Source organism: Variovorax pasteuri (genome assembly GCF_051216435.1).
GTDB lineage: Bacteria > Pseudomonadota > Gammaproteobacteria > Burkholderiales > Burkholderiaceae_C > Variovorax.
In genome coordinates this window covers 1334889-1347775 of record NZ_JBPJZS010000002.1, presented here as the reverse complement: position 1 = coordinate 1347775, position 12887 = coordinate 1334889, and the positions used below count along the sequence as shown (strand labels likewise).

At 65.1% G+C, this 12887-nt stretch carries 16 protein-coding genes and 1 rRNA gene; 7 read left to right on the top strand and 10 right to left on the bottom strand.

From position 1 onward, the window contains the following. Positions 1-89 (top strand): 5S ribosomal RNA (rrf, locus tag ACSFBM_RS13470); the annotation flags it as partial. Between the two features lie 196 nt (positions 90-285). Here rrf and ACSFBM_RS13465 read toward each other — a convergent pair. The 6 genes from ACSFBM_RS13465 to ACSFBM_RS13440 all read right to left on the bottom strand — a co-directional run bounded on the left by ACSFBM_RS13465 (position 286) and on the right by ACSFBM_RS13440 (position 3912). Beyond that, a complete protein-coding gene (locus tag ACSFBM_RS13465) occupies positions 286-846 on the bottom strand; it encodes a ferritin-like domain-containing protein (RefSeq protein WP_435484773.1) in 561 nt (186 codons plus the stop codon). Next, positions 843-1376: a hypothetical protein gene (locus ACSFBM_RS13460; protein ID WP_435484772.1), complete on the bottom strand. Its 534-nt coding sequence runs from the start codon at positions 1374-1376 to the stop codon at positions 843-845. The genes ACSFBM_RS13465 and ACSFBM_RS13460 overlap by 4 nt, the downstream gene beginning before the upstream one ends. Continuing rightward, positions 1345-1728, bottom strand: a complete 384-nt coding sequence (locus ACSFBM_RS13455; RefSeq protein ID WP_435484771.1) for a phage holin family protein — start codon at positions 1726-1728, stop codon at positions 1345-1347. Before ACSFBM_RS13455 ends, ACSFBM_RS13460 begins: the two co-directional genes overlap by 32 nt. Before the next feature lie 38 nt (positions 1729-1766). After that, positions 1767-2141: a hypothetical protein gene (locus ACSFBM_RS13450; protein WP_371086375.1), complete on the bottom strand. Its 375-nt coding sequence runs from the start codon at positions 2139-2141 to the stop codon at positions 1767-1769. Positions 2142-2195: 54 nt separating this feature from the next. Next, entirely contained in the window at positions 2196-2360 is a 165-nt protein-coding gene (locus ACSFBM_RS13445) for a DUF1328 domain-containing protein (protein WP_435436051.1), read from the bottom strand. A 199-nt stretch (positions 2361-2559) separates the two neighbouring features. Then, positions 2560-3912 carry a CHASE3 domain-containing protein gene (locus ACSFBM_RS13440; protein ID WP_435484770.1) on the bottom strand — a complete coding sequence of 451 codons (1353 nt, stop codon included), beginning with the start codon at positions 3910-3912 and terminating at the stop codon, positions 2560-2562. Positions 3913-4019: 107 nt separating this feature from the next. Here ACSFBM_RS13440 and ACSFBM_RS13435 point away from each other — a divergent pair, with 107 nt between their 5' ends. Beyond that, a complete protein-coding gene (locus ACSFBM_RS13435) occupies positions 4020-4652 on the top strand; it encodes a response regulator (RefSeq protein ID WP_007837167.1) in 633 nt (210 codons plus the stop codon). Between the two features lie 46 nt (positions 4653-4698). Here the strand turns inward: ACSFBM_RS13435 and ACSFBM_RS13430 are convergent, their stop codons facing one another. Further along, positions 4699-5100, bottom strand: coding sequence for a response regulator (locus ACSFBM_RS13430; RefSeq protein ID WP_435484769.1), 402 nt, complete (start codon positions 5098-5100; stop codon positions 4699-4701). A 246-nt stretch (positions 5101-5346) separates the two neighbouring features. Here ACSFBM_RS13430 and ACSFBM_RS13425 point away from each other — a divergent pair, with 246 nt between their 5' ends. Then, positions 5347-7359, top strand: a complete 2013-nt coding sequence (locus ACSFBM_RS13425) for an AsmA family protein (RefSeq protein WP_435484768.1) — start codon at positions 5347-5349, stop codon at positions 7357-7359. Here ACSFBM_RS13425 and ACSFBM_RS13420 read toward each other — a convergent pair. From ACSFBM_RS13420 to gpmA, 3 genes are all read right to left on the bottom strand, one after another. Next, positions 7356-8141 (bottom strand): HesA/MoeB/ThiF family protein, encoded by a 786-nt coding sequence (locus ACSFBM_RS13420; RefSeq protein ID WP_435484767.1) that lies wholly within the window; start codon positions 8139-8141, stop codon positions 7356-7358. The genes ACSFBM_RS13425 and ACSFBM_RS13420 overlap by 4 nt on opposite strands. An 11-nt stretch (positions 8142-8152) precedes the next feature. Next, positions 8153-9595: a S41 family peptidase gene (locus ACSFBM_RS13415; protein WP_435436685.1), complete on the bottom strand. Its 1443-nt coding sequence runs from the start codon at positions 9593-9595 to the stop codon at positions 8153-8155. Positions 9596-9698: 103 nt separating this feature from the next. Continuing rightward, entirely contained in the window at positions 9699-10442 is a 744-nt protein-coding gene (gene gpmA / locus ACSFBM_RS13410) for a 2,3-diphosphoglycerate-dependent phosphoglycerate mutase (protein ID WP_435484766.1), read from the bottom strand. Between the two features lie 105 nt (positions 10443-10547). On the opposite strand from gpmA, the gene ACSFBM_RS13405 reads away from it, so the two are divergent. The 4 genes from ACSFBM_RS13405 to ACSFBM_RS13390 all read left to right on the top strand — a co-directional run bounded on the left by ACSFBM_RS13405 (position 10548) and on the right by ACSFBM_RS13390 (position 12882). Then, entirely contained in the window at positions 10548-10931 is a 384-nt protein-coding gene (locus ACSFBM_RS13405) for a rhodanese-like domain-containing protein (RefSeq protein WP_435484803.1), read from the top strand. Between the two features lie 20 nt (positions 10932-10951). Next, positions 10952-11212: a glutaredoxin 3 gene (gene grxC / locus ACSFBM_RS13400; RefSeq protein WP_435436057.1), complete on the top strand. Its 261-nt coding sequence runs from the start codon at positions 10952-10954 to the stop codon at positions 11210-11212. Between the two features lie 127 nt (positions 11213-11339). Continuing rightward, positions 11340-11807, top strand: a complete 468-nt coding sequence (secB, locus tag ACSFBM_RS13395; RefSeq protein ID WP_409169529.1) for a protein-export chaperone SecB — start codon at positions 11340-11342, stop codon at positions 11805-11807. A gap of 25 nt (positions 11808-11832) precedes the next feature. Next, on the top strand, positions 11833-12882 hold the full coding sequence (locus tag ACSFBM_RS13390) for an NAD(P)H-dependent glycerol-3-phosphate dehydrogenase (RefSeq protein ID WP_435484765.1): 1050 nt from the start codon (positions 11833-11835) through the stop codon (positions 12880-12882). Positions 12883-12887 lie beyond the last annotated feature (5 nt).

Below are 12887 nucleotides of genomic sequence, written 5' to 3'. Positions count from 1 at the left end.
CCACTCCTTCCCATCCCGAACAGGACAGTGAAACGACTCAGCGCCGATGATAGTGCGGGTTCCCGTGTGAAAGTAGGTCATCGTCAGGCTCTTACAGCCCAGAAAACCCCAGTCAGCTTTGACTGGGGTTTTTTGCTTTGCGCAGCAGCCTTTGCGCAACAGCATTCGCCAATACGAATGCCCGAACGAGCAGAACCACGCAGACGTAAAAAAGCCCGATGAATCCATCGGGCTTTTTGCTATTTAAAGCTGCTGAAAATCAGGCCGCCAGGCGCTGCTCGATGCTCAGTGACCAAGCCAATCCTTCAATTCGTCGGCATGCTCTTCCTCGTCGGCAAGGATGTCCTCGAGCATGCGGCGTGTAGTTGGGTCCTTGTCCCCGATCAGCGCGATCATCTGTCGATACGACTCCACTGCAATACGCTCGGCAATCAGATTGGCGCGCACCATGGCTTGCAGGTCGGTTGACTCGTCGTACGCGGCATGGCTTCGTTCCAGCAGGTGCGAGGGAGCAAAGTCTGGTTCACCGCCGAGTTGCACAATTCGTTCCGCAATGCGGTCGGCATGGCCGGACTCTTCGTTGGCGTGCACGAGGAACTCGTCCGCAATGGCTGGGGATTCCACGCCATTGGCGGTGAAGTAATGACGCTTGTAGCGCAGCACGCAGACGAGCTCGGTCGCCAATGCATCGTTCAGCAGCTTGACAACATCGTCACGCCACGGCCCGTAGCTGGGCGTCACCGCACCGTCGTCCAGGCTGTTGCGTGCGGCATCCAGACCACTCTGATCGAGCACCAGGTGCTTGTGTTCTGAGGCCTTGGCTGAAGAGGAAACGTCGGTTTTCATGAAGGGTCCTTTCGTGGGGGGCTTGAGTTCTTCTGCATCAACGTGTTGACAACGTCAGCCACGTCGGATGTTTTCAGTACCGCTGCCAGCACGGCCGTGACCGACAACAGACGCCACGGCTTGACGAGCACCACAACCGCCCCTGCGGCGGCGGCAATTGCCATGAGCTTGGCTGGCTGCTTGCGTGCGTAACCTTCCAGCAACGGGCGCGCCAACTGGCCGACCGCTTGCGCAGGGTGCCGCTGCCACCAGCGCTGCACCACACTACGGCCCATGGAGAACCACACGTTGCCGGAGAGCCCGGCAGGCCGCCCGCTGTGCTCGCCAAGTGGCGGCAGCACAGCAGCAGCTTCAGGGTGCGCATATTCGAGTTCGTTTTCGGCCGCCTGGGTTGGCCGGTAGTGCTGGTCTTCATGAGGCTCAGAGACCCCATTGAGTTGGCGAACCAGCGCACGGCGTGACAGTGACAAGCGTTGCTGCGGTGTCAGAGGCGCACGTTCAACGGCGGCCATGTCGAGTTCCCGCTTCATGCAATGCCTGCAGATCAGCATCGAGTTGCGAACGCAGGTCGTCGAAACCGTGGCTCGCGCTGGGCCGAGTGGCGTACCAGGCGCAGAGGGCCGCAATCACCACGGCCACGCCCGGTACGGCGATCAAGACCCAGTGAAAGCTGCCGTGGAGCACGCCAAGCAGCACCGCCACGCCGATGAGGCCGAGTGCCAACATAGCGCTGGCGGCCGCCAGCACGCCGGCGACGATGCGGGTGACAAGGCCGCGGCCCGCTTGCGCAGTTTCCTGGCGAACGAGGGCGGCGTAGTTGGCGAGGTGATCAGCGACGAGTTCCGGATGCCCGAGCACCGTGGAAAAAATCGGATGAAGCATGGTGCCAGAGGTCGGTGAAGCGACGGGAACTCAGCGGATCAATAGTCGTCCCGGCTGCGGCGGCTGGCGAGCACGATCAGCGCAGTGATTGCTGCACCTGCGGCTGCAGCAATCAGCACCGAGCGAACCGGCTGGTCGGAGATGTAGCGACCTGTCACGTCTGCGGCCTGTTCGAGGCGGCGCTGGGCGCGTGCACTCGTGGTGGAAGCAGCATCGAGGCCACGTTGAACGGCTTGCTGCACGCGCGCAGCCAGTTGTTCAACGGCCGGCTCTGCATCGCGGCGCAGGTCTCGGACCTTTTCGCCGGCCGCATTCACTGCGTTCTGTGCGTAGGCACGAGTGGATTCCACCGCTTCGTTGGCGGTCTGGCGCGCGTCATCGGCGAGTTGCGAGGCGGTCTTGGTCGTGTTCATGTGAAAGTCCTTTCCGGGGAAATGAAATGCGGGAGCCTGTAGATCGTAACGACGCTACTTGCGTCGTAGCAAGCCGGCAAGGAAGCTGGCAATCGCCAGGACGGCGAAGATCACGAAAAGAATCTTTGCGATCCCCACCGCGCCAGCTGCAATGCCGCTGAAGCCGAGCACTGCGGCGATCAGTGCTATGACCAAAAACACCACTGTGTAATGCAACATGCGGAACTCCTTGGAGGTTGGCCTCGTCGTCTTGAGAAATGGCGTATTCGGGACCCCTGTGGAGGGATTCGAAGAGCACAGGAGCAACCTTAAGTGGGGTAGCGTCCCGGACCTGTCAGCGGTCGGGCGCGGGGTGCGTAGGAGATGGCCGAGTGACCCTGCACTGGGGCGTGAAGGAGTTCCGGCCTTCCTCCAACCGTCAGCCGCTTGACGCAGGTTTGACGATGGGCAGCATCGCGCTCAGGTGCGTGCCCTTGCCGGGCGTGGAGGACACCGTAAGCTTGCCGCGCGCGGCTTCCACCCGATGCCGCATGCCCGCCAGGCCATGCGTCGACGGCCGCATGCGTTGGGTGTCGAAGCCCTTGCCGTTGTCTGCCACCTCCACGATCACGTGGCTCTCATAGTTCTTCATCACGATGGTGGCTTCGCTGGCCTGGGCGTACTTGCCGATGTTGGTCAGGCTCTCTTGCACCATTCGGTAGATGGTGAGCTGGCGCGATTCGTCCATGGCCGCAGGCTCCAGTGCCATTTCGATCTGCAGGCCCGAACGTTCGGCAAATTCGCGTCCCAGGATTTCCAGCGAGGCCACCAGACCGAGATTCGACAGCGAGGAGGGCCGCAAGTCTTCGATGATGCGGCGCTTGAGCGCAATCCCGCTGTTGAGCAGCTCGGTCAAATGCTGCAGCCGCTGGATGGCATCGGGCGCGTCGGCGAGCCGCGACTTGAGGCGCGCCACGTCCAGCTTGGCGGCGGTGAGCAGTGAGCCCAACTCGTCGTGCAGTTCGCGTGCGAGGTAGCCGCGCTCGGTCTCACGCACGTCCTGCAGGTGGGTTGCCAGTTCTGCCAGCGACGCCGTGCGCTCGCGCACCTCGTCTTCCAGCGCATTGCGTTCGCGCTGCAGGGCCTCCTGCTGGCGCTCGCCGATCGAGCGCAGCGCATGGGTCTGGCGCAGGTACAGGAAAAAGGCGATCAATGCGGCCAGCGCGACGATGGCGGTACCGATGCGGGCGAGCTGCAGAGAGCGCAGCACTTGCGCCTGGCTTTCGTGCAGGGTGTCGTTGCTGATCTTCACCAGTTCGCCCGCGGTCGCGCGGATGGCGTCCATTTCCTCGCGGCCGACGTCCGTCGTGATGACGAACTTCCATGCGTCTTCCTTGCCGTCCTGACGCAGCCGCACACTCATGTCCATTTCGGCCACCTTGCGCAGTACGTGCTTGGACAGCTCGGTCAACTGATTGAGCTCGGCCGGCCGGCCGGCATACATCCGGCGCAGGGCAGCCAACTGGCCGTCGACCTGCTTGACCGCCGTGTCGTAGGGCTGCCGGTAACTGGCCTCGCCTGTGAGCAAGTAGCCTCGGCTCCCTGTTTCGGCGTCCAGCATGCTCTGCAGAATCTGGTTGAGCGTGCCGCGCACCTGCTGCGCCTCTTCGATGTTGTAGAGGGCGCGGCTGGATTGCCGGTAGCCGGCCTCGTTGATCCCGACGAGGGCCAGCGCAGCGAGTGCTGCAAGCAGCAGGCTGACGGCCATTTTTGGAGGGGCTAACCAGTGCATGAAACTTTCAGGGCTGCGTACTACGCAAGTTCGTGAATAATTGACAACAATCAGGGACCCGGAATGTTGCGACCCGCATGTCCGCAACACAACGACGAAAGTAACAGATGATCAAAATTGGAATTGTGGACGACCACGCCATCGTGCGGTCTGGCCTCCGGCAGTTCTTCTCCGAGCACGTGGACCTGCGTGTGGCGGGTGAAGCTGCCAGCGGGCGCGAAGCCATCGAACTGGTGCGCACCACGGAGCTGGACGTACTGGTCATGGACCTTTCGATGCCCGGGCAAAGTGGAATCGACGCCCTGGCCATGATCCGCGCCAAGGCGCCGGACGTAGGCATCCTGATCCTGAGCGGTTATCCGGAAGAGCACTACGCGATGAACCTGATCCGCCAGGGCGCAAGCGGCTACCTGAACAAGGAATGCGATCCGATCGAAATCGTGAACGCCATTCGCACCATTTCGCTGGGCCGCCGCTACATCACGCCCGCCGTGGCCGAACTGCTGGCCCGCCAGCTCGACCGCAAGGACGACGCCGCGCCGCACGAGCAACTGTCGGAACGCGAATTCCAGGTGTTCCTGAAGCTGGCCAAGGGCGAAACTGCCGGCGACATCGCCAAGACGCTGTCGTTGTCGGTGAAGACCGTGAGCACTTACCGCACGCGCCTGATGGAGAAGATGAACCTTTCCTCCAACAGCGACCTGACGTACTACGCGCTGAAGAACAAGCTGATCGACTGAGATTTGCGCGACGGAAAAGAAGAGGCCCGATGCGGCCTCTTCTTCTTCAGCGCGCCTTGGCCTTCCGCAAGGCCTCGGCCTGGACAAGGCAGAAGTCCACCAGCGCGTCGATTTCGTTCGACTTGTCGAACACCGCATCGACGCCGAACTCGGCGCAGCGCCGCCGGATGTCGGGCGTCGCATAGTTGCTGAGCACAACCACCTTCTGGGCGGGCTTGCGGCCCTCGCATGCCTGGAGGACGCCCAACCCGCTGCCCTGCTTGAGAAAGAGGTCGACGATGACGAGGTCCCACCCGTCCTCGTGCGCACCGAGCCACGCGCGCACGCCGTCCTCGGTCTCGGCAAAACCGACGACCGTGCTGAGGGTGAGCTCTTCCAGAGTGCCAATGAGGTTTTCACGGATCGTGAGGTTGTCTTCAACGACGTATATCTGCAATCTGGAATCCATGCCGAACCGCGCTTCCTCTCACGTTGGCAGGTGCTTTTGCAGCACCCGCTGATGGGGGAAAGCCTGCATGCTGAGATTGCAGCCATTCCGTCGCGCATCATGCAAGCTGCGGGGGGCGGGCGTTGTAGGCGGGTTCCGACGCTTTCACCCGCGCCACAGCGATGCCTCGCTCGTAGGCGATGCCCCACGGTCTGTGCGGTCCCTTGCCGACCCGGGCGGCTCGATCGATGAGGTAACAAGGACGTCATGGCAACGAATATCCTGCGAACCCGGCCGCTCTGGCTGAAGCTGCTCGGCTGCGTCGTGCTCCTGTTCGCGGCGTTGGTGCTGGTGCTTGCGTTTTTTCCCTGGGACGTGCTGCGTGAGCCGCTCAACCGGTACGTCAGCGAAAAGACCGGGCGCAAGTTCGAGATCACGCGGCGGCTCGACGTAGGCCTCGGCTGGCGGCAGGCCACCGTCAAGTTCGACGGCATCGAGTTCGCCAATCCATCCTGGGCGCGCGACCCCTACCTGGTGAAGGCGGACCGCGCCGAATTCGACATTCGCCTCTGGCCGCTCATCACCAGCAAGATCGTGATTCCGCGCCTCGCGCTGTTCGCTCCGGCAGTGGGCCTGCAAATGGAGGCCGATGGCCGCCGTACCTGGGCGTTCGGCAAGGACACCTCGGATGCAGGCAGCGTACCCAGCATCGGCCTGATCCAGGTGGACACCGGCTCGATCGACTTCCTTGCCAAGCACCTGGGCGTCGACCTGCATGCGGACCTGAGCTACGACTCGGCCCTTGGCGAGATGCCCCTGGCCTATCGCATCAAGGGCCGCTACAAGGGCCAGCCCCTGACCGCCAACGGGCGCGCCGGCAACGTGATGCAGATCGATGCCGCAGGAGCGCCGCCGTTCCCTGTCGAGATCAACGCTGCCGCCGGCCAGACCCAATTGAAGGCCGCGGGCAGCGTGGCCGCGTTGTCCGGGTTGGACGGCATCGATGCCAAGTTCGAGATCAAGGGACAGACATTGGGCGCGCTGTTCCCGTTGCTCGGCATCGCGCTGCCGCAGACCTCGCCCTATGCGCTGAGCGGAAAGCTGGGCAAGCGCGGCCAGATTTGGGAGGCTACCGGTCTCAAGGGCAAGCTGGGCCTGTCAGACATCGCGGGCGACATGAAATTCGACCAGGCCGGGCAGTTGCCGCATCTTGCCGGCGATCTGCGTTCGCGCGTGATGGACATGGACGACCTCGGTCCGCTGATCGGCCTGCCGCCGACGGCGCGTACTGCCAACACGGTAGAAGGCGTGGCCCCGCCGCCGACCGTGACGCAGGTCAAGCGGTCTGGCGGGAAGGTGCTGCCCACGGCACCGCTCGACTTCGAACGCCTGCGCGCCATGAACGCCGACGTCAAGTACACGGCCGACAAGATCCAGAACGTGCGCGATATCCCGCTCGACCGCGGCAGCGTGCAGGTCAAGCTCGACAAGGGCGTGCTCACGCTGGATCCGCTCGATCTGGGCGTGGCCGGCGGCAAGCTGGGCGGCGCGATCCGCATCGACGCCTCGAAGAACCCCGCGGACATCCGCGCATCGCTCGACATCAAGGCCATGCAACTGGCCCGCCTGTTTCCCAAGCTCGAGACCACAGGCAACAGCGTGGGGCGGCTCGACGGGCGCATCAACCTGTCGGGCTCGGGCAGCACCGTGGCCAACTGGTTGGGCGGCGTGTCGGGCGACGTGGCGGTGCTCTCGGGCAGCGGCCAGTTTGGCAACCTCCTGCCTGTGTTCGCTACGCTGGTGGGTGGCGACATCATCAAGTTCCTGCTGCGGGGCGACCGCAATGTCGAATTGCGCTGCGCGGCGATGGCTTTCGACGTCAACAAGGGGCTGATGACGGGCCGCACGCTCGTGGTCGACACCACCAACGCCGTCTTCACGGCCACCGGCCAGGCCAACCTCGCGACCGAGGGGCTGGACTTCGTGATTCGCCCCGAACCCAAGAGCAAGAGCATCCTGTCGATCCGCACGCCGCTGGTGGTGAGCGGGAGCTTCGGCGCCCCGAAGGGCGGCCTGCAGGTGGCCCCTCTCGCGGAGCGCGGACTGGCCGCACTGGCACTGGGCGCCATCAATCCGTTGTTGGCCCTGGCCGCGACCATCGAGACAGGCCCGGGCCAGGATTCCGATTGCAAGGGTGTGCTGGCGGATGCCAACAAGCCGGCGCCCGGCGCGGCCGCCAACGGTGCCGCCCGCGCCAAGGGCGCGCGCCAGCCTTCCTAAGCGCCTTGCAGGGTGGGGGCTGCGCTCGGCGCAGGGCGGTGTGCACAGACCCCGCATTGCGGGTCGCGGGCCACGCGCAAGGTATCGAACGAGGTGCTGCGACCGTCGAACATCAGCAGCTTGCCTGCCAGCGATGGGCCGATGCCGGCAAGCAGCTTGAGCGCCTCGCTGGCTTGCAGCGTGCCGATGGTGCCGACCACCGGGCCGAACACCCCCAGGACCGCGCAGCGCGTCTCCTCGAACGCAGCATCCGGTGGGAACAGGCAGGCATAGCAGGGCGAGGCGGCGTCACGGGTGTCGTAGACACTCAGTTGCCCGTCGAAACGGATCGCCGCGCCCGCCACCAACGGTTTGGAATGATTCACGCAAGCGCGGTTGACGGCTTGGCGGGTGACGAAGTTGTCGCAGCAATCCACCACCACATCGGCCTCGGCGACCAGGCGCGCGAGCAACGGCGCGTCGGCGCGCTCGGCGTGGGTCTCGATGGAAATGCCAGGGTTGATGTCGCGCATGGCCTGCGCTGCGGATTCGACCTTGGCGAGACCGACCCGCGCCTGCGTATGGGCGACCTGGCGCTGGAGATTGGTGAGGTCGACCTCGTCGTCGTCGACCAGCGTGATGTGGCCGACACCCGCTGCCGCGAGGTACAGGGCCACCGGCGAGCCGAGCCCGCCGGCACCGATGACAAGAACCCGTCCGGCACTGACGCGCTCTTGCCCGTCGATGCCGAATTCCTCGAGAAGGATGTGGCGCGAGTAGCGCAGCAGCTCGCTATCTTCCATGCGCCACCGGATCAGTTTTCCTTCTTCTCTTCCTTGTTCTCGACGATCACCTGCGTCTTGCTGACCAGCACCGGCTGGCCCTTGAGGCGGTTGAGCGCCTGCACCAGCGGGAAGTCCTTGTCGGTGCCGAACTCGGGCGTCTTGCGGTCCTGCGGCGGCTTCTTGGCTTCTTCCTCAAGGCGCTTGCGGGCTTCGTCGCGGGCCTTTTCGCGTTCGGGGTCCTTGACTTCGGGGCCCTGGCCGCTGGCCAGATGCTTCTCGAGGTCGGCCTCGCGCATGCGCAGGGCGGCGAAGGGGCTGCCCTCGGCGCTTTCGTCGACCAGCACATTCGGCACGATGCCCTTGGCCTGGATCGAGGTTCCGCTCGGCGTGTAGTAGCGCGCCGTGGTGATCTTCAGGCCGGTGTCCGGGCCGAGCGGGCGCACCGTCTGCACCGAGCCCTTGCCGAAGGTCTGGCTGCCCATGATGATGCCGCGCTTGTGGTCCTGCAGCGCGCCGGCCACGATTTCGCTGGCCGAGGCAGAGCCTTCGTTCACCAGCACCACCAGCGGCACGGTCTTCAGCGCGGCCGGCAGGCTGCGCAGCGGGTCGCTGCCCGAACGGCGCTGGTAGAACTCCGGCGCCGCCTTGTAGACCGACTTGCTTTCGGCCAGCTGGCCATCGGTGGTGACCACCGTGACGTTCTCGGGCAGGAAGGCCGAAGACACCGCCACCGCCGCGTCGAGCAGGCCGCCCGGGTCGTTGCGCAGGTCGAGCACCAGGCCCTTGAGATTGGGATCTTCCTTGTACAACTCGTCGATCTTCTTGACGAAGTCGTCGACCGTACGTTCCTGGAACTGCGACAGGCGGATCCAGCCGTAGCCGGGCTCGATCATCTTGCCGCGCACCGACTGCGTGCGAATTTCCTCGCGCGTGATCGTCACGGGGAAAGTGCGGCTCTCGTCCTTGCGGAAGATGGTCAGCAGCACCTTGGTGTTGGCTTCGCCGCGCATGCGCTTGACCGCCTCGTTCAGCGACAGGCCGCGCACGGCGGTGTCGTCGATCTTGGTGATCAGGTCATTGGGCTTCAGGCCGGCGCGGAACGCCGGGGAGCCTTCGATGGGAGAGACGACCTTGATCAGTCCGTCTTCCTGCGAAATCTCGATGCCCACGCCGACGAATCGGCCGGTCGTGCCTTCGCGGAATTCCTTGAAGGACTTCTTGTCGAAGTACTGGGAATGCGGGTCGAGCCCGGCGACCATGCCCGAAATGGCGTCGGAGATGAGCTTTTTCTCATCGACCGGCTCGACGTAGTCGCTCTTGACCATGCCGAAGACGGCAGCGAGCTGCTGCAATTCCTCGAGCGGCAGTGGCGCAAGCGATCCGCGTGCGACTGTCTGCAACGAGACGGTGGTCAGGACGCCTGCAACGGCGCCGGCGGCGACCCAGCCGGTGATCTTCAATTTCTGGCCCATCATGAGTGCTTGTCCTTGTCGGCGGCTGTCGAACCAATATACACAGCTTGGAAACAATTTGCCTGCCGGGGTTCCACGAAGTGGCCGGCAGAAAGGGGTTTCTTCAGCCTTTACCTTGCGAAGCGACCGCAGCGGCAGCCTGTTCGGCGGCTGCGGCGTCGCCGAGGTAGTAGTGACGCAGGGGCTTCAGGTCGTCGTCGAGCTCGTAGACCAGCGGAATGCCGTTCGGAATATTCAGGCCGACGATGGCGTCGTCCGAAATGCCGTCGAGGTACTTGACCAGCGCCCGGATCGAGTTGCCGTGGGCCGCCACCACCAGGCGGCGCCCGGTGCGGATGGCCGGCGCCATCGATTCGTTCCAGAACGGCAGCACGCGCGCCACCGTGTCCTTCAGGCACTCGGTGAGCGGAATCTGCTCGGGCGACAGCTTGGCGTAGCGCACGTCGCCGCGCTCGCTGCGCGGGTCGCCGGTTTCCAGTGGCGGGGGCGGGGTGCCGTAGCTGCGGCGCCAGACCAGCACCTGCTCGTCGCCGTACTTCTTGGCCGTTTCAGCCTTGTTCAGGCCCTGCAGGCCGCCGTAGTGGCGTTCGTTCAGGCGCCACGAATGCACCACGGGCAGCCAGGTGCGGTCCAGCTCGTCGAGCGTGTGCCACAGGGTGCGGGTGGCGCGCTTGAGCACGCTCGTGTAGGCGACATCGAAGTCGTAACCCTCGGCCTTGAGCAGGCGGCCGGCCTGCTTGGCCTGCTCCACGCCGGTCTCGGTCAGGTCGACGTCGGTCCATCCGGTGAAGCGGTTTTCGAGATTCCAGGTGGATTCGCCGTGACGGATCAGTACCAGTTTGTGCATGTGGGAGGCCTTTGGCTGCGCTTGCGAAACCTCGCATTCTAAAATCCCCGGTTTGCCATTCAAGGAACCCTCGTGAAATTGATCGAATTCGTCACCGCGAACTGGATGCTGATCCTGATCGCGCTCAGCTCGGGCGCCATGCTCGCCTGGCCGCTGGTGCGGGGCGCGGGCGGCGGAACGCTCACGGCGCAGGGTGCCGTGCAGCTCATCAACCGCGAACGCGCCGTGCTCGTCGACGTGCGCGAGCCGGAAGAATTCGCCACCGGCCACATGATCGGCGCCAAGAACGTTCCGCTGAACCAGCTGGAAGAAAAGCTCGCCGGCGCCGTCAAGAACAAGAACGTGCCGCTCCTGCTGGTCTGCGCCACCGGCGCCCGCGCCCAGCGTGCCGTGGCCACCGCCAAGAAGCTCGGCTACGAGCAGGCCCAAGCGGTCGCCGGCGGACTCAAGGCCTGGAAAGACGCTAACCTGCCGGTTGAAAAAGCCTGAGTCTTCCCAAGGTAAAGAGCATGCAAGCCGTCAAGATGTACACCACCGCCGTCTGCCCGTACTGCACCCGTGCGAAGCAGATCCTGAAGTCCAAGGGCGTCGAGCAGATCGAAGAGATCCGCATCGACAGCGACCCGCAGGCCCGCGCCGCCATGATGGAGCTCACCCAGCGCCGCACGGTGCCGCAGATCTTCATCGGCGACACGCACGTCGGCGGCTGCGACGACCTGATCGCACTCGACGGCCGCGGCGGCCTCGTTCCGCTGCTGCAGGCCGCCTGAAACACAAAGCAACCGGCGTCACGAAGGTGGCCCGGTCGCCGGGCGATAATCATTTGCTCATTCATCTGCAGCCCGCTGCGGGAACCTCTCCCCGGCGGGCATTGTTTTGACTCTCGAAAGTTCAGCCATGGCCGACCAGCAAGCCCAAGATCCCATCTTCCAGATCCAGCGCGTCTACCTCAAGGACCTGTCGCTCGAGCAGCCCAATTCGCCCGCGATCCTGCTGGAGCAGGAACAACCCACCGTCGACATCCAGCTCGGCGTGGACGCCCAGCCCGTGGCTGACGGCATCTTCGAGATCACCGTGTCGGCCACCGTGCAGACCAAGATCGGCGACAAGACCGTGTTTCTGGTCGAAGCCAAGCAAGCCGGCATCTTCGAGATCCGCCACCTGCCTGAAGACCAGATGGGCGCCATCCTCGGCATCGCCTGCCCGCAAATCGTGTACCCGTACCTGCGCGGCAACGTGGCCGACGTGATCCAGCGCGGCGGCTTCCCGCCCGTGCACCTCGCCGAAATCAACTTCCAGGCGATGTACGAACAGCAGCAGGCGCAGGCCGCCGGCCAAGCCGCCGCGCCGACCCTCACGCAGTAAACCGGCACAACGCCGCCAACGCACGATGAAGATCTGCGTTCATGGCGCCGGTGCCTGGGGCACGGCCGTCGCAGTCAACGCGGCGGCCCGCCACGAGGTCACGCTCTGGGCGCGCGATGCCGCCCAGGCCGACGCCATGTCGGCCGCACGTGAAAACACCCGCTACCTGCCCGGGCTGGCCCTGCCGGCCTCGTTGGCCGTGCGCGCTGGCGAGATCGCCCAGGCACAGGCCGGCGCCGACCTCGTCATCGTGGCCACCCCCATGGCCGCCCTGCGCGAACAGCTCATTGCGTTGCGCGGCACGACCGCGCAGGTCGCCTGGCTGTGCAAGGGCGTCGAGCCCGCGCTCGATGCATCTCCCGCATCCTTCGGCCTGCTGGCCCACGAGATCTGGGCGCAGGTTGCGCCCGGCCTGCGGGCGGGCGTGCTCAGCGGCCCGAGCTTCGCGCAAGAGGTTGCCGAAGGGCGGCCCACCGCGCTGGTGGCCGCCAGCCCGCACGCCAGCGTGCGCGACGCGCTGGTCGATGCCTTCCACGGACCGGCGCTGCGCGTCTACGCCAACGAGGACATCGTGGGCGTGGAAGTGGGCGGCGCAGTCAAGAATGTGCTCGCCATCGCCACCGGCCTGTGCGACGGCCTTGCGCTCGGGCTCAACGCCCGTGCGGCCCTGATCACCCGCGGCCTCGCCGAAATGACTCGCTTCGGCCTTGCGCTGGGCGCCCGCGCCGAGACCTTCATGGGCCTGTCGGGCCTGGGCGATCTGGTGCTGACCTCCACCGGCGACCTCTCCCGCAACCGCAAGGTCGGGCTGCTGCTGGCCCAGGGCCGCACCCTGGCGCAGGCCGTCGCCTCGCTGGGCCACGTCGCCGAAGGCGTGTACTGCGCCCGCACCGTGGTGCAGCGCGCGCGCGGCCTGGGCATCGAGATGCCGATCGCCGAAGGCGTGGTCGCGTTGCTCGACGGCCGCGTGAGCCCGCAGGATGCCGTGGCCGCCCTGACTGGCCGCGACCCCGTGCCCGAATCCGTTCCGCCCGCACCGCCCGGCCTGGCGGCTTCCCCTCGTCAATCCTCTTAAAAAAA